This is a genomic window from Pseudomonas sp. B2M1-30 (genome assembly GCF_025447575.1).
GTDB classification, from domain to species: domain Bacteria; phylum Pseudomonadota; class Gammaproteobacteria; order Pseudomonadales; family Pseudomonadaceae; genus Aquipseudomonas; species Aquipseudomonas botevensis.
In genome coordinates this window covers 278,100-295,942 of sequence record NZ_JAOEJT010000002.1, presented here as the reverse complement: position 1 = coordinate 295,942, position 17,843 = coordinate 278,100, and the positions used below count along the sequence as shown (strand labels likewise).

Below are 17,843 nucleotides of genomic sequence, written 5' to 3'. Positions count from 1 at the left end.
CCGCTCTTTCGGTTTGGCGATGCCGACAGCCATGCGTATCATTGCGCCCATTCACTCGCCCCATTTGTTACGGAGGGCTCATGAGCCTGCAAGAACTGAACACTTTCCCTGGCGTCACCGCCACCCCGGACAGCGCAACCCGCAACTTCGTTTTCAACCACACCATGCTGCGCGTCAAAAACATCACCCAGTCCCTGGATTTCTACACCCGCGTCCTCGGTTTCTCGCTGGTGGAGAAACGCGACTTCCCGGAAGCGGAATTCAGCCTGTACTTCCTGGCGCTGGTCGACAAGGCGCAGATCCCGGCCGACGCCGCGGCCCGCACCGAATGGATGAAGTCGATTCCCGGCATCCTGGAACTGACCCACAACCACGGCACCGAAAACGATGCCGACTTCGCTTACCACAATGGCAACACCGACCCGCGTGGTTTTGGCCACATCTGCATCTCGGTGCCGGACATCGTTGCGGCCTGCGCGCGTTTTGAAGAGCTGGGCTGCGATTTCCAGAAGCGCCTGACCGATGGGCGGATGAAGAGCCTGGCGTTCATCAAGGACCCGGATGGCTACTGGGTTGAGATTATCCAGCCGGCACCGCTGTAAAGGCTGAAAGCCCCCTCCTCCCTCGGTAGAGGCAGGAATGAGGTCAGAATCTGACGCATAACGCAAAAACCCATGATCGCTCATGGGTTTTTTCGTTTCAGCGACTGACGTTTACGCCGGAGCCGAAGTGCGGATCAGGTGATCGAACGCGCTGAGGGAAGCCTTCGCGCCCTCGCCCACTGCAATCACGATCTGCTTGTACGGCATGGTGGTCACGTCGCCGGCAGCGAAGATACCCGGAACCGAAGTCTCGCCACGGTTATCGACAATGATCTCGCCACGCGGCGACAGTTCGATGGTGCCTTTGAGCCAGTCGGTGTTGGGCAGCAGACCAATCTGTACGAAGATCCCCTCCAGTTCCACGTTACGCAGTTCGTCAGTCTGACGATCCTTGTAGCGCAGGCCGTTGACCTTCTGCCCGTCGCCGGTCACTTCAGTGGTTTGCGCACTGGTGATCACGGTGACATTCGGCAGGCTGTGCAGCTTGCGTTGCAGTACCGCGTCGGCGCGCAGTTGCACGTCGAACTCCAGCAGGGTCACGTGGGAGACGATACCGGCCAGGTCGATGGCTGCTTCGACGCCGGAGTTGCCACCGCCGATTACCGCCACTCGCTTGCCTTTGAACAGCGGGCCATCGCAGTGCGGGCAGTACGCAACACCTTTGTTGCGATATTCCTGCTCACCCGGCACATTCATTTCACGCCACCGAGCACCCGTCGCCAGAATCACGCTCTTGGCCTTGAGGGTCGCGCCGCTGGCAAAGTGAACTTCATGCAATTCGCCATTCTTGCCAGGAATCAGCTTGTCGGCGCGTTGCAGGTTCATGATGTCGACGTCGTATTGCTTGACGTGTTCTTCCAGAGCCACCGCCAGTTTCGGGCCTTCGGTTTCCTGCACGGAAATGAAGTTTTCGATGGCCATGGTGTCCAGCACCTGTCCGCCGAAGCGCTCGGCCGCGACACCGGTGCGGATGCCTTTGCGAGCGGCGTAGATCGCCGCCGAAGCACCGGCCGGGCCACCGCCGACCACCAGCACGTCAAAGGCTTGCTTGGCGCTGATTTTCTCGGCCTGACGCTCGATGGCGCCGGTGTCGAGCTTGGCGAGGATCTCTTCCAGACCCATACGGCCCTGGCCGAAGTTCTCACCATTGAGGTAGATGCTTGGCACGGCCATGATCTTGCGATCGTTGACTTCGTCCTGGAACAACGCACCGTCGATGGCGACGTGGCGGATGTTCGGGTTCAGCACCGCCATCAGGTTCAGCGCCTGGACGACGTCCGGGCAGTTCTGGCAAGACAGCGAAAAGTAAGTCTCGAAGGTGAACTCGCCCTTGAGCGAGCGAATCTGTTCAATCACTTCGACACTGGCCTTCGAAGGGTGGCCGCCGACTTGCAGCAAGGCCAGCACCAGCGAAGTGAATTCGTGGCCCATCGGGATGCCGGCGAAACGCAGGCTGATATCGGCACCGGGGCGGTTGATCGAGAACGACGGTTTGCGTGCATCGTTGCCGCTGTCGATCAGGGTAATCTGGCTGGAAAGACTGGCAACGTCTTTCAGCAGGTCGAGCATTTCCCGGGATTTCGCACCGTCGTCGAGCGAAGCAACGATCTCGATCGGTTGGGTGACCCGTTCCAGGTACGATTTCAACTGGGCTTTAAGATTGGCGTCCAACATACGGGCGATCTCCAGAATATATTTGAGGCGAAAAAAAACGCCCGAGCGAATCTCGCCCGGGCGTTTTATTGGGCGGTGCAGCTTACTTAAGTAGGTGCGGAGTTCCGCCCTGCGTTGCGTGTCACAGACTTAGATCTTGCCGACCAGGTCCAGGGACGGAGCCAGAGTGGCCTCGCCTTCTTTCCACTTGGCTGGGCAAACTTCGCCTGGGTGAGCAGCAACGTACTGAGCAGCCTTGATCTTGCGCAGCAGCTCGGAAGCGTCACGGCCAACGCCGCCATCGTTCAGTTCAACGATCTTGATCTGGCCTTCAGGGTTGATCACGAAGGTGCCACGGTCAGCCAGGCCAGCTTCTTCGATCAGCACGTCGAAGTTGCGGGAGATGACGTGGGTCGGGTCGCCGATCATGGTGTATTCGATTTTGCCGATGGCTGGCGAAGTGTTGTGCCAGGCAGCGTGGGCAAAGTGGGTGTCGGTGGAAACGCTGTAGATCTCTACGCCCAGTTTCTGGAACGCAGCGTAGTTGTCAGCCAGGTCTTCCAGCTCGGTTGGGCAAACGAAGGTGAAGTCGGCCGGGTAGAAGAACACCACGGACCATTTGCCTTTCAGGTCAGCGTCCGAGACTTGTACGAAGTCGCCGTTTTTGAAGGCGGTAGCTTTGAACGGTTTAACTTGGCTGTTGATGATAGGCATTGATGACTCTCCGTCAGGGTTGTGAATTCGATGGGTGAATCCTACCCACTCACTCGACGGATGGCTCATTGGCAAACCTGATGCTGCTGATTTGTTTTCGCTATTAGCTGACTGTATTAATAGAAGAAAACGTTATCTACGGCGACAGCGGCTTATCCGTAATCCGGGCCATCCCGTGGAAAGGGGCCGCTTCAACATAGCGCATGGCGGACTTCATATCCTTCCAGCCCACGTAATTCATCAGGGATTTGAGGTCCCAGCCGCTTTGATGCGCCCAAGTGGCGAACCCGCGTCGCAACGAGTGGCTGGTGTAATGCTCGGCGGCGACACCCGCGCGCTCCAGTGCCTGGCGCAATAACGGAATCACGCTGTTAGCGTGCAACCCCTCCTCGCTCAGATTGCCCCAGCGGTCGATGCCGCGAAACACCGGGCCACGCACCAGCGCCGCGTCACTGATCCACTGGATATACGCCTGCACCGGACACAGACGCAGCAGCGCCGGGGCCTGGTAGGTCTGACCGAGGTTTTCCCGATCTCCCTTGCTGCGCGGCAAATACAGAGTAATGCCGCTGCCGGCGTGTGCCTGCACGTGCTCGATCTGCAGACGGCAAAGCTCATCGCTGCGAAAGCCGCGCCAGAAACCCAACAGGATCAACGCCCGATCGCGGCTGGCCTTGAGTAACGAAGCCTGATCCTGCTCGGCTCTGGCGGTTTGCATTTCGTGCTCAAGCCAGTCAACAACCCGCTCGAGATCGCGCAATTGCAGAGGTTCGGCCTGTTTTTCCTGGGCGGGGTGCAGGGCGCGAATCCCCTTCAGTGCCTGGCGCACCACCGGTGCTTTGGTCGGATCGACGAAGCCTTGGCTGTTATGCCATTGCGCCAACGCTGACAATCGCAACTTCAGCGTGTTGATCGACAGCACTCCGGCATGCGCCACCAGATAACGCGCAACGCTGTCAGCGGTGGCCGGCAGGAAACCGCCCCACTTGATTTCAAAGTGTTCGATGGCCGCACGGTAACTGCGGCGGGTGTTGTCGCGGGTTGCGGCTTGCAGATAGCGATCCAGATCGCTCATGGGCTGATTTCTCACGGCTGTACTGATAAGGCGTTGGAAGAGTGATTTTCAACGCCTCACATTGGGTAATACGAGTATATCCCGCATCATGGATATCAAGCATTTAACTTCTTACTCAGCATGGTACACTGCATACTTTAGTGGCATGTACCACAGTACGTAACGGTAGGATTGATCATGGCCCGTGGCGGCGTTAATAAAGCAGTGGTTCAGATAGCGCGCTCGGCGATTCTCGCCCGAGGAGAACACCCCAGCATCGATGCCGTACGCATCGAACTGGGCAATACCGGATCGAAAACCACGATTCATCGCTATCTGAAGGAGCTCGATGACGGCAGCGAACCGGCCGATCCATCGGTAGAACCCATCGATGACGAGCTTCTGGCCCTCGTCAGCCGCCTCGCCCAGCGCTTGAAAGAACAGGCGAAGGAGCCGATCGAACAGGCTCGCGAGGAATTCGAGCAGCAACGTCAGACCCTTGAAACCGAGTTGCAGCAACTCCGCCAGGCCCACGCGCAACTTGAGCAGCAGCACGAGATTCAAGGCGCTGCACTGGCGAAGGAGTCAGAAGCGCTGGGTGAAACCCGTTCGATGCTGCAAACCGAACAGACCCGCAACGCCGGTCTGAACCAGGCGCTGGCGGATTTCGACTTGCGCCTGCAGGACAAGGACGAGCAGATTCGCTCGCTGGAAGAGAAGCACTTGCACGCCCGTGACGCGCTTGAGCATTACCGCAACGCGATCAAGGAACAGCGCGAGCAGGAGCAAAACCGCCACGAGGGACAAGTGCAGCAATTGCAGATGGAATTGCGCCAGGCCCAGCAAAGCGCACTGGTCCGTCAGGACGAAATCACCCAGTTGCACCGCGATAACGAACGCCTGCTGACCGAGAATCGCGGCACACTGCGTGAGCTGACCCTGTTGCAGGATCAACTCAAGCACAGCAACCAGCGTCAGGATCAACTGCTGGAACAAGCCACCCGCGTCGACAGCGAACGCACCCTCCTCCAGGAACGCTTGCGCGTCTCCCTGCTGGAAAGCCAGACACTGAAGCAAAACGTCGACGAGCAGACGCAGCTCAATCAATCATTGGAAAAAGAGCTGACCCAGGCTCAGACCAGCCTGCAAGACAGCTTGCGCCTGAACGCTACCGTGACGGCAGCGCCAGACGCAGCAGGGAAGAAAGACGCTTAAGCGCCGACCGGCGTACGCATGGTGACAAATTCTTCGGCGGCCGTCGGGTGAACCCCGATCGTGTCGTCGAAGTCACGCTTGGTCGCGCCGGCCTTCAAGGCGATGGCCAGGCCCTGCACGATCTCGCCGGCATCCGGCCCGACCATGTGGCAACCCAGAACCTTGTCGGTCTTGCCATCGACCACCAGTTTCATCAGCGTGCGCTCCTGACACTCGGTCAGGGTCAGCTTCATCGGACGGAAGCGGCTTTCGTAGATCACCACGTCGTGGCCCGCCTGGCGTGCCTCTTCTTCAGTCAGGCCGACGGTGCCGATGTTTGGCAAGCTGAACACCGCCGTAGGGATCATTTTGTAATCCACCGGGCGATATTGCTCAGGCTTGAACAGACGTCGGGCGACAGCCATGCCCTCAGCCAGCGCAACCGGCGTCAACTGCACGCGACCGATAACATCGCCCAGCGCGAGGATTGAAGGCTCACTGGTCTGATACTGCTCATCGACCTTGATGAAACCTTTGTCATCCAGTTGAACGTCAGTGTTTTCCAGCCCCAGATTGTCCAGCATCGGCCGCCGGCCCGTGGCGTAGAAGATGCAATCAGCTTCAAGCACGCGACCGTCCTTGAGGGTAGCCTTCAGGCTGCCGTCAGCCTGCTTGTCGATCCGGGCAATATCGGCGTTGAATTGCAGATCCATGCCGCGTTTGGTCAGCTCTTCCTGCAAATGCTTGCGCACAGAACCGTCGAAACCGCGCAGGAACAGGTCGCCGCGATACAGCAACGTGGTATCGGCACCAAGGCCATGGAAGATCCCGGCGAACTCGACCGCGATATAACCGCCGCCAACCACCAGCACACGCTTGGGCAACTCTTTCAGGAAGAATGCCTGGTTGGAACTGATGGCGTGTTCGTGCCCGGGAATTTCGGGAATCTGCGGCCAGCCACCGGTAGCGATCAGGATGTTTTTCGCGGTGAATCGCTCACCATTGACCTCGACTTCATGCGGGCCAACGATTTTGGCGTGCGCCTCATGCAGGGTCACACCGCTATTGACCAGCAGATTGCGATAAATGCCGTTCAGGCGATTGATCTCGCGGTCCTTGTTGGCGATCAGCGTCGCCCAATCGAAATCAGCTTCGCCCAGATTCCAGCCGAATCCGGAGGCTTGTTCGAAGTCTTCGGCGAAGTGCGCACCGTACACCAGCAACTTCTTCGGCACGCAGCCGACGTTGACGCAGGTGCCGCCCAGATAGCGGCTCTCGGCCACTGCCACTTTCGCGCCAAAACCGGCGGCAAAACGCGCAGCCCGCACACCGCCGGAACCGGCGCCAATCACATACAGGTCAAAATCGTAATCCATTTCTATCTCCTCGGCGGGACATCAGAATACCCGCAGCCATCCTTTGAGCAAGCACTGCCATCCATATAAGGGCGGAAAATGAAAAAACCACCCATGCAGGCGCCGGACAGACAGAAAATCGGAAAACGTCATACCCCCTTACAGCGCTGATCAGCGTTCGCCGGCAGTTTCAGTGCCCGCGAATATAGTGCTCCAACTGCTGGATCAGGTTGGCCTGCTCGACAATGGCTTCTTTAACCAGATCACCAATCGATAACAGGCCAATCAACTGATCCCCTTCCACCACCGGCAGATGACGCAAATGACTGTCGGTCATGACCGCCATGCAACGCTCGATGCTCTGCTGACTGTCAGCCGTCACCACTGGCGCGCTCATAATGGCCCGGACAGGCGTACCCACCGAAGAGCGCCCTTGAAGAACGATCTTACGCGCATAATCCCGCTCACTGATGACGCCGACCACCTGCCCGTTTTCTATGACCGGCAAGGCTCCCACGTTCTTTTCAGACATCAGCTTCAACGCTTCAAGCACCATCTGGTCTGGCGCGATGCTATGTACCCGCTGGTTTTGCGCGACCTTCAATCTCAGCAACTGTGCAGCTGTTTTCATGCGAGCCTCCAACACTGTGCGCTATGGATCATGGGCTCCGCCGGAGCCTGGTTTAATCCGGGATTGAGCAAGTGGCCTACAACCGGTCACCTTTCAAATGTCCAAAAAAAAAGACGCCTGAAACCTTTCGGTTTCAGGCGTCTTTGCCTGTTCTTTGCGGTGTTGAAACCAGACACCTATGCCTGATGCACCGATGCTGCCGCCTGATCATCGTTGACCGAGGGCTGCGTGACTGATGCGAACCATTGCAGGCTATGTGCCAATCAGCAGAATTGAGGCCTCACGACGCTTCGAACTCGCAAGAACAAGGCCTCTCCTTCGAAACACCAGAACAACGAAGTTGATATCCCCGCCCCCGAGTGATGCAGGACGCCAGGCACATCGCCCTGTAAAAGTGCATGTTGCGAACGCTCCGCTCCAAAAAAAACGCCCCGAACAAGTCGGGGCGCTTATTGGCGGTATCGCACGCGTATTTTCATACAGCGTGCGAAAAAGCCTGTTTAAAGCAGACGGATCAAGCGCTATCAGTAAGCCTTGCCAGTCTTGTAGAAGTTCTCGAAGCAGAAGTTGGTTGCTTCGATGTAGCCTTCGGCGCCACCGCAGTCGAAACGCTTGCCCTTGAACTTGTAGGCAATCACGCAACCGTTCTTGGCCTGCTTCATCAGGGCGTCGGTGATCTGGATCTCGCCACCCTTGCCCGGTTCGGTTTGCTCGATCAGTTTGAAAATATCCGGCGTCAGGATGTAGCGACCGATAATCGCCAGGTTCGACGGAGCATCTTCCGGCGCTGGTTTCTCGACCATGTTGCGCACGCGGTACAGGTCATCAGCGATCAACTCGCCGGCGATCACGCCGTACTTGTTGGTTTCGTTCGGATCGACTTCCTGAATCGCAACGATGGTGCAGCGGTACTGTTCGTACAGTTTGACCATCTGGGTCAGCACGCCGTCGCCTTCCAGGTTGACGCACAGGTCGTCCGCCAGAACCACGGCGAAAGGCTCGTCGCCAATCAGCGGGCGGCCGGTCAGGATCGCGTGGCCAAGGCCCTTCATTTCGGTCTGACGGGTGTAGGAGAACGAGCACTCGTCCAGCAGTTTGCGGATACCGACCAGGTATTTCTCTTTATCGGTGCCCTTGATCTGGTTTTCCAGCTCGTAGCTGATGTCGAAGTGGTCTTCCAGAGCGCGCTTGCCGCGACCGGTCACGATGGAGATTTCGTTCAGACCCGCGTCCAGTGCTTCTTCAACGCCGTACTGGATCAGTGGCTTGTTTACCACCGGCAGCATTTCCTTGGGCATGGCTTTAGTCGCTGGCAGGAAGCGAGTACCGTAACCGGCTGCTGGGAACAAGCATTTCTTGATCATATAAGTCCTTGAAAGGGCTGTGTGTACGAGTTTCGGCGCAGTCTAATCAGGCGGCGTGCACCTTACAATGCCCCGCACTGGCTAACCGATGCCAACATAGAGAAATATTCTCGCCGATAGTTCCATCGACGCTTCGAGCGCGCGAAAACAGAGTAGCTCAAAGCCACCGACAAACTACCCTGCCCGCGACTATCGGCAGCCGCCGCGTGCGTTTGCCGGTATCATGGCGCCTTTGAACCAGCCAACGAGGCAAGTAGATGGCCGCAGCAAAAATCATCAACGGGTACGTGGTCGACAAGGCGAAGGACGGCCAGTGGCACATCAGCGCCGCCAATGGCGAGCACATTGCCGGGCCATTCCCGAGCGAAGCGATGGCAGTTGAAGTCGCTTCGGTGTTCGAGGACACGCCTGCTGCTCCCAAGCGTCGCGGTAAAGATCGGGACTGATCGACCTGCGATGGACAAGAGCCCTGCATTGCGCAGGGCTTTTTTGTCTCTGCGCACAGAGATGTGGCCAATCGCTATAACCTTTTCCTGCCGGCGCTGTCATAGCGTCTGACCCTCTCCTTTCGAAGACGATATCGCCATGAACACCCGCATCCTCCCACTGATTGCGCTACTGGCCCTGACTGGCGGTTGCGCCACTTCGCAAACGACCTACCTCAATAATGGCGAACAGGGCCTGAGCATTGACTGTTCCGGCGAGGCCAATTCCTGGGCCTCCTGTTACGAAAAGGCTGACGCCTCCTGCGCAGGCACCGGCTATCGCATCGTCGGCACCGACGGTACGCCGGCCCCGGCCGAAAGCGACAAGACCCTGGGCGTCGACGTGGGCAACTACAAGAACCGCAGCGTGGTGGTGGTCTGCAAATAGCTTTTACATGTGGATTTCGGCGAACTTGATCCCCAGTCCGCGCACGACTTCAATCAGGTCGTCCAGCCGGGCGAAAGACTCGACTTCGTCGTTGTCGTCCACCAGGAAATAGCTGCGCCCGGCGCTCTTCTTGAAAAATACGATCCACTCCCCCGGATTCGCCGGGTTCTGGATCACATGGGTGGCAGAAATAAGGCCCTCTGCGTGCCTCTCCCGTACGTGCTCGCGCTTCATGCGTCCCTCCAGAAATGACAATGCCGCCCAGGCCAGACCTGGACGGCATCGGTGCCGATTGGCGACAGTTTATCAGCCGGATATGCAAACCGTGGCGGCGTTGCGCACATCCCGTGGACGCAAAGGCACGTTGGAAATGCGCTCATGCAACTTGATGCTACTGCCGCCGGAACGGTCGTCGATATCGAATACCGCTGCCGGTCCGGAGGAAAGCTTCCCCGGCACGATGACGCGCATGCCGTCCTTGTGCGGCTCCACTTGCAGGGCGCCGCGACTGTCTGCCAGTTTTTCGACCAGGCACTGCGCATACTCATGGGGTTTCTTGCCGGAAATGACGATCATGGTCGGCAGCGTTTCATTGATTTCCGCAACGCTCGCGCAACCACCCAATGCCAACACCGCCGACAGACACACCACACCCCATTTCATACAAAATCTCCAATAAAGACCCTCCGACAGCACGAATGCCGTTTTTCTCCGAGGCTTACCGCATTTAACCCGCTTCAAATCGCGAATAACCGTTTTAAATTGTCAAAGCAGCGCCCGACGGCCAGATAATAACCCGTCCGGGCTGATAAACTGCGCCGATCTATCCTGCTATCGTTTTGATTTTGTAGAAAAAGCCCTTCTGGAGGCGCCCATGAAATTCATTCACCAGCGCGAACACCTCAATGAAGACGACATCGTCGTCATCCAATGCTCGCAAACCTGCAACATTCGTCTGATGAACGACGCCAACTTCCGCAGCTTCAAGAACGGCGGACGCCACACCTATCACGGTGGCGCGTTCGACAAGTTCCCGGCGCGCATCACCGCTCCGAGCACCGGCTTCTGGAACATCACCATCGATACCGTCAGCCGCCGCGCCATCAGCGTAACGCGCAAGCCGAACCTGACTCACTCGATCAAGATCATCCGCCGCTCCAGCTCGAAACTCAGCTGAATCCCCCAATCAACCAATCAGGTAAGCATGACCGTGGCTCAAACGACCAAATACGTCATCAAGTACAAACTCAATGGTGAACGCCGTTTCGAGTTCGCCCAACTGGAAAACGGCACGGCGGAAGAAGCCAAGGCTGCGCTCGACGCGCTGCACGGCCAGGGCGACGACGTAATCAGCGACATCAGCGTCAGCAAGGCCCTGTAAGACCCGGGCGACCCTGATTCGACCGCAAGCATCGGAGTGTTTCGACCTGCCGGGCTGCCCAGACTGATCGCCTCGATGTGAATCAAGGAGTCAGCATGCCGAAGTCACCCAATTCCCCGCTGGACAGCCTCGACTGGAACGCGCTGGAACTGCAGCCGGATCAGGACGGTTGCGCCATCATCCGCACACTGCTGCGCCCGGAAACCTGTGAACGCCTCAGCGCGTTGTACACGCAAGACGAACCGTTCCGTTCGCAGGTCATCATGGCGCGCCACGGATTCGGTCGCGGCGAGTACAAATACTTTCGCTACCCGCTGCCGCCGCTGGTCGAACGTCTGCGCGAGGCGCTGTATCCCCGCCTCGTTCCCCTCGCCAACCGCTGGCATGAACGGATGGGACTGGCCGAACGTTTTCCGGTCACTCACAGCGAATTTCTGCAGCGTTGCCATGCCGCCGGTCAAATGCGACCCACCCCGCTATTGCTGCAATACGGACCCGAGGACTACAACTGTCTGCATCAGGACTTGTACGGCGAACACGTGTTTCCGCTGCAAGTGGCGATACTTCTGTCAGAACCGGGTCGCGATTTCAGTGGCGGGGAATTCGTCCTGACCGAACAGCGCCCGAGAATGCAGTCCCGCCCACAGGTCATGGACCTGAGACAAGGCGATGCGCTGATCTTCGCCGTCAACCAGCGCCCGGTCCAGGGCGTACGCGGTGATTATCGCGTGACCATGCGCCACGGCGTCAGTCGCCTGCACAGCGGAAAACGGCATACTCTGGGCATCATCTTTCACGACGCTTCATGACCGCCATGCAAATCACTTTCGACCTGTTTGCCGACAGCGAATCCGAACAGCCCCGACGCGCGGAACAGATCGGCGATCAATCCTGGGTGTTGCGCGGTTTCGCCCTGCCCCATATCGAGCGGCTGCTACCGGCACTGGAATCGGTTATTGCCATCGCGCCGTTGCGCCACATGATGACGCCTGGCGGCTTCAGCATGTCGGTGGCCACCAGCAGCTGCGGCGAACTCGGCTGGATCACCGACCGCAGCGGTTATCGCTACTCGGCTGTGGACCCACTCAGCAACCAGCCCTGGCCTGCCATGCCCGACGCCTTTCGCGAACTGGCACAGGCAGCAGCGACGCAGGCAGGATTTGCCGGTTTCATACCAGACTCCTGCCTGATCAACCGTTACGCCCCCGGTGCCAAGATGTCATTGCATCAGGACAAGGACGAAAGCGATTACGCCGCGCCGATCGTATCCCTGTCGCTGGGCTTGTCCGCGATGTTTCTGTTTGGCGGTTTCGCCCGCAGCGACAAGAGCCAGCGTATCGCCCTGCTGCACGGCGACATGGTGGTCTGGGGCGGCGTCGATCGCCTGCGCTATCACGGCGTGCTGCCGATCAAGCCCGGCCGGCATCGGCTGCTGGGCGAGCAACGTTTTAACCTGACCTTTCGCACCGCTGGATAATCGCGCAAAGTTTGACCGCAAGGGCCGGAGTGTTACGTCAGGCAGCGCTGGTTAACCTGAAATCCTACAGGCCAACGGACTCTCGATCATGAAAACGCTTTCGACCACACCGAACATTGAAAACGATCCACGCTGGGCCGCTGTGGTGGCGCGCGACCCGCAGGCGGACGGCCAGTTTGTCTATGCGGTAAAAACCACCGGCGTCTATTGCCGCCCTAGCAGTCTGGCGCGTCTGCCGAAACCACAGAACGTCGAATTCTTCGACACCGCGCAAGATGCCGAAGCCGCGGGATACCGTCCCAGCAAACGGGCCAGCAAGGATCAGAGCGAGGTCGCCGCACAGCATGCCGCCACCGTTGCGGCGGCGTGCCGGCAGATCGAGGCGTCGGAAACCCTGCCGGCGCTCAATGACCTGGCCGAAACCGCCGGCCTGAGCACCTTCCACTTCCACCGCGTTTTCAAAGCCGCGACCGGCCTGACCCCCAAGGGCTACGCTGCCGCACATCGCTCGCGCCGGGTGCGTCAGCGGCTTGCGGACGGCGGCTCGGTGACGGATGCGCTCTACGATGCCGGCTTCAACTCCAACAGCCGCTTCTATGAAGCCGCCGACCAGGTACTGGGGATGAAACCCGGCGACTTCCGGGCCGCCGGGCAAAACAACGACATCCGTTTCGCTGTTGGCCAATGCTCGCTCGGGGCCATTCTGGTGGCGCAAAGCGAGCGCGGGATCTGCGCGATTTTGCTGGGGGATGATCCGCACCAATTGGTCTGCGACCTGCAGGATCAATTTCGCCGGGCCAACCTGATCGGTGCCGACCGTGACTTCGAGCAACTGATCGCCCAGGTCGTCGGCTTCATCGAAACACCAGCCATCGGCCTCGATCTGCCACTGGATGTCCGCGGCACGGCGTTTCAGGAGCGGGTCTGGCAGGCGCTGCGGGAAATCCCGCCAGGCAGCACCGCCAGTTACGCCGACATTGCCCAACGCATCGGTTCGCCCAAAGCGGTGCGTGCGGTGGCTCAGGCGTGTGGCGCCAACAGCCTCGCGGTGGCGATCCCCTGCCACCGCGTGGTGCGCAGCGATGGCAACCTGTCGGGCTATCGCTGGGGCGTGGAGCGCAAGCGTGAGCTGCTCACGCGGGAAGCGCAGCCCTAGCGGACGCCGATGTAGATCGACACCGACTCGGGGCCGGTATAGGCCTCGAAGTCGGTGGCGAAGCGCCGCTGGAGGTGCGGGTTGGTCTGAAAATGGTTCCAGATGTAACCCCAGGTACTGATGACCGTGTCAGGCATCGCCCCGGACGCCGAGAACACCAGGTAATCGCCGCTCTCGATGCGGATCGTTTCGAAATCTGTCGAGGGGTCGGTGACTGCGACACCGGCCGTCACATCGAACGCGCCCGACGCATCCGATTCGTACGCCGAATAAACGCCATAAACCGGCGATTCGGTCAGCTTGCCGGGAATGACCTGCGCCAAACCTTCAGCGAAAAAACGCCCCCACATCGGACCAATTTTCGCCGTTTCGGCGTTGTGCTCGGCCGCGTTGGTGGTTCGCACCCGCAAACCCGAAACCGTGAATGGATCGACATGCTGTTGTTTTACGTCCATCGAAAGCGCCACTCCCTGTAAGCCGGATGCGGCTCGAAAGAGCCGCAATGGCGCTTACTGTGTCAGCGATTGACATCCACCACAACCCGGCCGCGCAACTGTCCGGCGAGCAGTTTTGGCGCGGCGTCGAGGGCTTCGCCAAGGCCTATTTCGTGGCTGATGAGGGGCAGCAAGGCGAAGTCCAGATCCCGGGCCAGACGCTCCCATGCTTCGAGGCGCCGAGCCTTGGGCTGCGTCACGCTATTGATCCCGGCCAGGGTCACGCCCCGCAGAATGAACGGCGCCACCGACGCCGGGAAATCCATACCCTGGGCCAGACCACATGCCGCGACCGTGCCTTCGGCGCGGGTGCTGGCGCAGGCATTGGCCAACGTGTGGCTGCCAACCGAGTCGATCACCCCGGCCCAGCGTTCTTTCGCCAGCGGCTTGCCCGGCTCGGACAGGGTCGCACGATCAATGATTTCGTCGGCACCCAACTGTTTCAGATACTCATGCTCGGAAACCCGGCCAGTGGACGCCACCACGCGGTAACCAAGATTGCTCAACAGCGCGATGGCAAAGCTGCCGACCCCGCCGTTGGCACCGGTGACCAGCACTTCGCCCTGCTGTGGCGTCAAGCCATTGCGCTCCAGCGCCAGGACGCACAGCATCGCCGTATAACCCGCCGTGCCGATGGCCATGGCTTGCGACGGGGTGAAGGCCTTGGGCAACGGAATCAGCCAATCGCCGTTTAACCGCGCCTTCTGCGCCAGGCCACCCCAATGTCCCTCACCCACGCCCCAGCCATTGAGCAGCACCTGATCGCCGGCCTGATAGTCCGGGTGCGAACTGAATTCGACGGTGCCCGCCAGATCGATCCCCGGCACCATCGGAAACTTGCGCACCACCGGACTGCTGCCGGTGATCGCCAGGCCATCCTTGAAATTCAGCGTGCTGTAGGCGACTCGCACAGTCACATCGCCTTCGGGCAGTTGCTCTTCGGTGATCTGCTGCAGGCTGGCGCGATAGCCGTTGTCGTCTTTATCGATCAGAATGCCGTTGAACATGACTGCCTCTCAGGAATGAATTTGAGTTGGTCGTGGGATTGAAATAACACAAAGCAACACATTGCCCTACCCGACTTTCCGCCAATCCGCACAGAGTTCGTGCTGATGTGTGCCGCCCGCGCTACAAATCTCGACTGGCCTTGCACACGGCTTTGCTGGTAAAAAATCCGCCTCCAGCGTCCCTGCCCTGATTTGTCCTTCGGAGAACCTTTTCCATGAGCCAATGGCCAGATACCCGCATTCTTGACCTGCTCGGCATCGAACTGCCGATCATCCAGGGCCCCATGGCCGGTGCCACCAACTCGTCGATGGTGATCGCGACGTGCAACGCCGGTGGCCTCGGATCGATGCCGGCGGCGATGCTGAGCATCGAGCAGTTGCGCGAGGAACTGAAGACCATTCGCCAGGGCACGACCAAACCGTTCAACGTCAATTTCTTCTGCCACACCCCGCCGGCCGCCGACGAGCAACGGGCGCGTGACTGGAAAAACCTGCTGGAACCTTATTACCGCGAACTGGGTGTCGATTTCGATGCGCCGACGCCGGTGTCCAACCGCGCACCGTTTGATGCCGCTGCCTGTGAAGTGCTGGAGGAATTTCGCCCCGAAGTGGTGAGCTTCCATTTCGGCCTGCCGGAAAAGTCCCTGCTGGACCGGGTCAAGGCCATTGGCGCGAAAATCCTGTCTTCGGCGACCACCGTCGATGAGGCCGTCTGGCTGGAGCAGAACGGTTGCGATGCAATTATCGCCATGGGTTATGAGGCCGGTGGCCATCGCGGGATGTTTCTCAGCAATGACCTGAGCAGCCAGGTCGGTACGTTCGCCCTGGTGCCACAAGTGGTCGATGCGGTGAGCGTGCCGGTGATCGCGGCCGGGGCGATCGCCGATGCCCGGGGTGTGGCAGCGGCGTTCATGCTGGGAGCGTCGGCGGTGCAAGTCGGCACGGCGTATCTGTTCACGCCGGAAGCCAAGGTCAGCGCCTCTCACCACAAGGCGCTGCGTACCGCCAAGGAAAGCGAGACAGCGGTCACCAACCTATTCACCGGGCGACCGGCGCGGGGGATTCTCAACCGGGTGATGCGCGAACTGGGTCCGATATCGGACAAGGCTCCGGCCTTCCCGCTGGCCGGTGGCGCCTTGATGCCGTTGCGGGCCAAGGGCGAAGCGGACTTCAGCAATTTGTGGGCAGGCCAGGCATTTACGCTGGGCAAAGAGCTCGGCAGCGCCGAATTGACCCGGCAACTGGCCGAAGGCGCACTGGCGAAACTGACGCGCCAATGACCTGAACCATGGCAGGGATATATCGTTCCTGCCATGACGCTTTCCGTTTAGCGGCATTTCGCTATATATTCCGATATATAGCGATTCACCCCTCGCAACGGCGCAGTCCACCCCCAACAACCACTGCCCACTACACTTGCCCACAACGGAGCTGTTACATGACGATTCGTGCCTCACGTTTTGCCCCTACCTGCCTGGCTTCCCTGCTGGCGGTATTCGCCATCGGCGCTGCGCAGGCCGATGAAGTGCAGGTTGCCGTCGCGGCCAACTTCACCGCACCGATCCAGGCGATCGCCGCCGATTTCGAAAAAGACACCGGGCACAAGCTGGTCGCCGCCTACGGCGCTACCGGCCAGTTCTACACCCAGATCAAAAACGGCGCGCCGTTCGAAGTGTTCCTCTCGGCAGACGACACCACCCCGGAGAAACTCGAGAAAGAAGGCGACACCGTCAAAGGCTCGCGCTTCACCTACGCCATCGGCACCCTGGCGCTGTGGTCGGCCAAAGAAGGCTACGTCGACGCCAAAGGTGACGTGCTGAAGAAAAACGAATTCCAGCACCTGTCCATCGCCAACCCGAAAGCCGCGCCATACGGCCTGGCCGCCACCCAGGTGCTGGAAAAGCTGAAACTGACTGAGGCGACCAAAGCCAAAATCGTCGAAGGCCAGAACATTACCCAGGCCTATCAATTCGTTTCCACTGGCAACGCTGAACTGGGCTTCGTCGCCCTCTCGCAGATCTACAAGGACGGCAAAGTCAGCAGCGGTTCGGCGTGGATCGTCCCGGCGAGCATGCATGACCCGATTAAACAGGATGCAGTCATCCTGAACAAAGGCAAGGACAACGCCGCCGCCAAGGCGCTGGTCGAATACCTCAAAGGTCCGAAAGCTGCTGCGGTCATCAAGTCGTTCGGTTACCAGCTCTAAATGTCGCTGACGAGTGCCGATTTCGCGGCGATCTGGCTGACCCTGAAACTGGCGTCCCTGACCACTGCGATCCTGCTGGTCGTCGGCACTCCGATTGCCCTTTGGTTGTCGCGCAGCCGTTCCTGGTTGCGCGGACCGATTGGCGCGATCGTCGCCCTGCCCCTTGTCCTGCCGCCCACGGTCATCGGTTTTTACCTGTTGCTGGTGATGGGTCCGAACGGCTTTCTCGGCCAATTTACCCAGTGGCTGGGGCTGGGCACTCTGACATTCAGCTTCACCGGACTGGTGATCGGTTCGGTGCTCTATTCCATGCCGTTTGTGGTGCAGCCGTTGCAAAACGCCTTCTCCGCCATTGGCACCCGCCCGCTGGAAGTGGCCGCGACTTTGCGTGCCAATCCCTGGGACACTTTTTTCAGCGTGATCCTGCCACTGGCGCGCCCCGGTTTTATTACAGCGGCGATCCTCGGCTTTGCCCATACCGTCGGTGAATTCGGCGTGGTGCTGATGATCGGCGGCAATATTCCCGACAAGACGAGGGTCGTCTCGGTGCAGATCTACGACCACGTCGAAGCCATGGAGTACGCGCAAGCTCACTGGCTGGCCGGGGCCATGCTGGTGTTTTCGTTCCTGGTGTTGCTGGCGCTCTACTCCAGCCGCAAGACCCGCGCGGGCTGGAGTTGAT

Annotated in this window: 22 protein-coding genes; 12 read left to right on the top strand and 10 right to left on the bottom strand. The window is 59.4% G+C overall.

From position 1 onward, the window contains the following. Positions 1 to 80 precede the first annotated feature (80 nt). A complete protein-coding gene (gene gloA / locus N8H74_RS05025) occupies positions 81 to 602 on the top strand; it encodes a lactoylglutathione lyase (protein WP_262146464.1) in 522 nt (173 codons plus the stop codon). 111 nt (positions 603 to 713) lie between these two features. On the opposite strand, the gene ahpF is transcribed toward gloA, so the two are convergent. The 3 genes from ahpF to N8H74_RS05010 all read right to left on the bottom strand — a co-directional run bounded on the left by ahpF (position 714) and on the right by N8H74_RS05010 (position 4,044). Further along, on the bottom strand, positions 714 to 2,276 hold the full coding sequence (ahpF, locus tag N8H74_RS05020; protein WP_262146463.1) for an alkyl hydroperoxide reductase subunit F: 1,563 nt from the start codon (positions 2,274 to 2,276) through the stop codon (positions 714 to 716). Positions 2,277 to 2,405: 129 nt separating this feature from the next. Next, positions 2,406 to 2,969 carry an alkyl hydroperoxide reductase subunit C gene (ahpC, locus tag N8H74_RS05015; RefSeq protein WP_003224621.1) on the bottom strand — a complete coding sequence of 188 codons (564 nt, stop codon included), beginning with the start codon at positions 2,967 to 2,969 and terminating at the stop codon, positions 2,406 to 2,408. 136 nt (positions 2,970 to 3,105) lie between these two features. After that, positions 3,106 to 4,044, bottom strand: coding sequence for a site-specific integrase (locus N8H74_RS05010; RefSeq protein ID WP_262146461.1), 939 nt, complete (start codon positions 4,042 to 4,044; stop codon positions 3,106 to 3,108). A gap of 177 nt (positions 4,045 to 4,221) precedes the next feature. Here N8H74_RS05010 and N8H74_RS05005 point away from each other — a divergent pair, with 177 nt between their 5' ends. Further along, positions 4,222 to 5,238: a DNA-binding protein gene (locus N8H74_RS05005; RefSeq protein WP_262146459.1), complete on the top strand. Its 1,017-nt coding sequence runs from the start codon at positions 4,222 to 4,224 to the stop codon at positions 5,236 to 5,238. Here N8H74_RS05005 and gorA read toward each other — a convergent pair. From gorA to galU, 3 genes are all read right to left on the bottom strand, one after another. Continuing rightward, complete coding sequence (gorA, locus tag N8H74_RS05000) at positions 5,235 to 6,593, bottom strand: glutathione-disulfide reductase (protein ID WP_262146458.1); 1,359 nt, start codon at positions 6,591 to 6,593, stop codon at positions 5,235 to 5,237. The genes N8H74_RS05005 and gorA overlap by 4 nt on opposite strands. Before the next feature lie 169 nt (positions 6,594 to 6,762). Then, positions 6,763 to 7,203 carry a CBS domain-containing protein gene (locus N8H74_RS04995; RefSeq protein WP_217829825.1) on the bottom strand — a complete coding sequence of 147 codons (441 nt, stop codon included), beginning with the start codon at positions 7,201 to 7,203 and terminating at the stop codon, positions 6,763 to 6,765. A 524-nt stretch (positions 7,204 to 7,727) separates the two neighbouring features. Then, complete coding sequence (galU, locus tag N8H74_RS04990) at positions 7,728 to 8,567, bottom strand: UTP--glucose-1-phosphate uridylyltransferase GalU (protein ID WP_217829824.1); 840 nt, start codon at positions 8,565 to 8,567, stop codon at positions 7,728 to 7,730. 257 nt (positions 8,568 to 8,824) lie between these two features. Between galU and N8H74_RS04985 the strand changes: the two genes are divergently transcribed. Then, positions 8,825 to 9,013, top strand: a complete 189-nt coding sequence (locus tag N8H74_RS04985) for a hypothetical protein (RefSeq protein ID WP_217829823.1) — start codon at positions 8,825 to 8,827, stop codon at positions 9,011 to 9,013. A 139-nt stretch (positions 9,014 to 9,152) separates the two neighbouring features. Further along, positions 9,153 to 9,440: a hypothetical protein gene (locus N8H74_RS04980; RefSeq protein WP_217829822.1), complete on the top strand. Its 288-nt coding sequence runs from the start codon at positions 9,153 to 9,155 to the stop codon at positions 9,438 to 9,440. 3 nt (positions 9,441 to 9,443) lie between these two features. On the opposite strand, the gene N8H74_RS04975 is transcribed toward N8H74_RS04980, so the two are convergent. Continuing rightward, positions 9,444 to 9,674, bottom strand: a complete 231-nt coding sequence (locus N8H74_RS04975; RefSeq protein WP_217829821.1) for a hypothetical protein — start codon at positions 9,672 to 9,674, stop codon at positions 9,444 to 9,446. Positions 9,675 to 9,746: 72 nt separating this feature from the next. Further along, a complete protein-coding gene (locus N8H74_RS04970) occupies positions 9,747 to 10,103 on the bottom strand; it encodes a hypothetical protein (RefSeq protein WP_217829820.1) in 357 nt (118 codons plus the stop codon). Positions 10,104 to 10,314: 211 nt separating this feature from the next. Between N8H74_RS04970 and N8H74_RS04965 the strand changes: the two genes are divergently transcribed. From N8H74_RS04965 to ada, 5 genes are all read left to right on the top strand, one after another. Next, the gene (locus tag N8H74_RS04965) at positions 10,315 to 10,617 is read left to right on the top strand and encodes a DUF1883 domain-containing protein (RefSeq protein WP_065260500.1); all 303 of its coding nucleotides are present in this window, start codon (positions 10,315 to 10,317) and stop codon (positions 10,615 to 10,617) included. Between the two features lie 27 nt (positions 10,618 to 10,644). After that, on the top strand, positions 10,645 to 10,821 hold the full coding sequence (locus N8H74_RS04960; protein ID WP_217829819.1) for a hypothetical protein: 177 nt from the start codon (positions 10,645 to 10,647) through the stop codon (positions 10,819 to 10,821). 95 nt (positions 10,822 to 10,916) lie between these two features. After that, a complete protein-coding gene (locus N8H74_RS04955) occupies positions 10,917 to 11,630 on the top strand; it encodes a 2OG-Fe(II) oxygenase (RefSeq protein ID WP_262146457.1) in 714 nt (237 codons plus the stop codon). Positions 11,631 to 11,635: 5 nt separating this feature from the next. After that, positions 11,636 to 12,298 (top strand): DNA oxidative demethylase AlkB, encoded by a 663-nt coding sequence (alkB, locus tag N8H74_RS04950; RefSeq protein ID WP_217829989.1) that lies wholly within the window; start codon positions 11,636 to 11,638, stop codon positions 12,296 to 12,298. An 88-nt stretch (positions 12,299 to 12,386) separates the two neighbouring features. After that, the gene (ada, locus tag N8H74_RS04945; protein WP_262146456.1) at positions 12,387 to 13,454 is read left to right on the top strand and encodes a bifunctional DNA-binding transcriptional regulator/O6-methylguanine-DNA methyltransferase Ada; all 1,068 of its coding nucleotides are present in this window, start codon (positions 12,387 to 12,389) and stop codon (positions 13,452 to 13,454) included. On the opposite strand, the gene N8H74_RS04940 is transcribed toward ada, so the two are convergent. After that, positions 13,451 to 13,909, bottom strand: a complete 459-nt coding sequence (locus tag N8H74_RS04940) for a GyrI-like domain-containing protein (protein WP_262146455.1) — start codon at positions 13,907 to 13,909, stop codon at positions 13,451 to 13,453. The two genes, ada and N8H74_RS04940, sit on opposite strands and share 4 nt — an antisense overlap. Positions 13,910 to 13,971: 62 nt before the next feature. Continuing rightward, positions 13,972 to 14,955 carry an MDR family oxidoreductase gene (locus tag N8H74_RS04935; protein ID WP_262146454.1) on the bottom strand — a complete coding sequence of 328 codons (984 nt, stop codon included), beginning with the start codon at positions 14,953 to 14,955 and terminating at the stop codon, positions 13,972 to 13,974. Positions 14,956 to 15,170: 215 nt separating this feature from the next. Here N8H74_RS04935 and N8H74_RS04930 point away from each other — a divergent pair, with 215 nt between their 5' ends. From N8H74_RS04930 to modB, 3 genes are all read left to right on the top strand, one after another. Next, the gene (locus N8H74_RS04930; protein ID WP_262146453.1) at positions 15,171 to 16,235 is read left to right on the top strand and encodes a nitronate monooxygenase family protein; all 1,065 of its coding nucleotides are present in this window, start codon (positions 15,171 to 15,173) and stop codon (positions 16,233 to 16,235) included. A 158-nt stretch (positions 16,236 to 16,393) separates the two neighbouring features. Next, positions 16,394 to 17,161 (top strand): molybdate ABC transporter substrate-binding protein, encoded by a 768-nt coding sequence (modA, locus tag N8H74_RS04925; protein ID WP_225929861.1) that lies wholly within the window; start codon positions 16,394 to 16,396, stop codon positions 17,159 to 17,161. Beyond that, positions 17,162 to 17,842 carry a molybdate ABC transporter permease subunit gene (gene modB, locus N8H74_RS04920; protein WP_217829813.1) on the top strand — a complete coding sequence of 227 codons (681 nt, stop codon included), beginning with the start codon at positions 17,162 to 17,164 and terminating at the stop codon, positions 17,840 to 17,842. Position 17,843 lies beyond the last annotated feature (1 nt).

Coding starts and splice junctions, on each gene's coding strand:
- gloA (WP_262146464.1), top strand. CDS start 81: ATGAGCCTGCAAGAACTGAACACTTTCCCTGGCGTCACCGCCACCCCG.
- ahpF (WP_262146463.1), bottom strand. CDS start 2,276: ATGTTGGACGCCAATCTTAAAGCCCAGTTGAAATCGTACCTGGAACGG.
- ahpC (WP_003224621.1), bottom strand. CDS start 2,969: ATGCCTATCATCAACAGCCAAGTTAAACCGTTCAAAGCTACCGCCTTC.
- N8H74_RS05010 (WP_262146461.1), bottom strand. CDS start 4,044: ATGAGCGATCTGGATCGCTATCTGCAAGCCGCAACCCGCGACAACACC.
- N8H74_RS05005 (WP_262146459.1), top strand. CDS start 4,222: ATGGCCCGTGGCGGCGTTAATAAAGCAGTGGTTCAGATAGCGCGCTCG.
- gorA (WP_262146458.1), bottom strand. CDS start 6,593: ATGGATTACGATTTTGACCTGTATGTGATTGGCGCCGGTTCCGGCGGT.
- N8H74_RS04995 (WP_217829825.1), bottom strand. CDS start 7,203: ATGAAAACAGCTGCACAGTTGCTGAGATTGAAGGTCGCGCAAAACCAG.
- galU (WP_217829824.1), bottom strand. CDS start 8,567: ATGATCAAGAAATGCTTGTTCCCAGCAGCCGGTTACGGTACTCGCTTC.
- N8H74_RS04985 (WP_217829823.1), top strand. CDS start 8,825: ATGGCCGCAGCAAAAATCATCAACGGGTACGTGGTCGACAAGGCGAAG.
- N8H74_RS04980 (WP_217829822.1), top strand. CDS start 9,153: ATGAACACCCGCATCCTCCCACTGATTGCGCTACTGGCCCTGACTGGC.
- N8H74_RS04975 (WP_217829821.1), bottom strand. CDS start 9,674: ATGAAGCGCGAGCACGTACGGGAGAGGCACGCAGAGGGCCTTATTTCT.
- N8H74_RS04970 (WP_217829820.1), bottom strand. CDS start 10,103: ATGAAATGGGGTGTGGTGTGTCTGTCGGCGGTGTTGGCATTGGGTGGT.
- N8H74_RS04965 (WP_065260500.1), top strand. CDS start 10,315: ATGAAATTCATTCACCAGCGCGAACACCTCAATGAAGACGACATCGTC.
- N8H74_RS04960 (WP_217829819.1), top strand. CDS start 10,645: ATGACCGTGGCTCAAACGACCAAATACGTCATCAAGTACAAACTCAAT.
- N8H74_RS04955 (WP_262146457.1), top strand. CDS start 10,917: ATGCCGAAGTCACCCAATTCCCCGCTGGACAGCCTCGACTGGAACGCG.
- alkB (WP_217829989.1), top strand. CDS start 11,636: ATGCAAATCACTTTCGACCTGTTTGCCGACAGCGAATCCGAACAGCCC.
- ada (WP_262146456.1), top strand. CDS start 12,387: ATGAAAACGCTTTCGACCACACCGAACATTGAAAACGATCCACGCTGG.
- N8H74_RS04940 (WP_262146455.1), bottom strand. CDS start 13,909: ATGGACGTAAAACAACAGCATGTCGATCCATTCACGGTTTCGGGTTTG.
- N8H74_RS04935 (WP_262146454.1), bottom strand. CDS start 14,955: ATGTTCAACGGCATTCTGATCGATAAAGACGACAACGGCTATCGCGCC.
- N8H74_RS04930 (WP_262146453.1), top strand. CDS start 15,171: ATGAGCCAATGGCCAGATACCCGCATTCTTGACCTGCTCGGCATCGAA.
- modA (WP_225929861.1), top strand. CDS start 16,394: ATGACGATTCGTGCCTCACGTTTTGCCCCTACCTGCCTGGCTTCCCTG.
- modB (WP_217829813.1), top strand. CDS start 17,162: ATGTCGCTGACGAGTGCCGATTTCGCGGCGATCTGGCTGACCCTGAAA.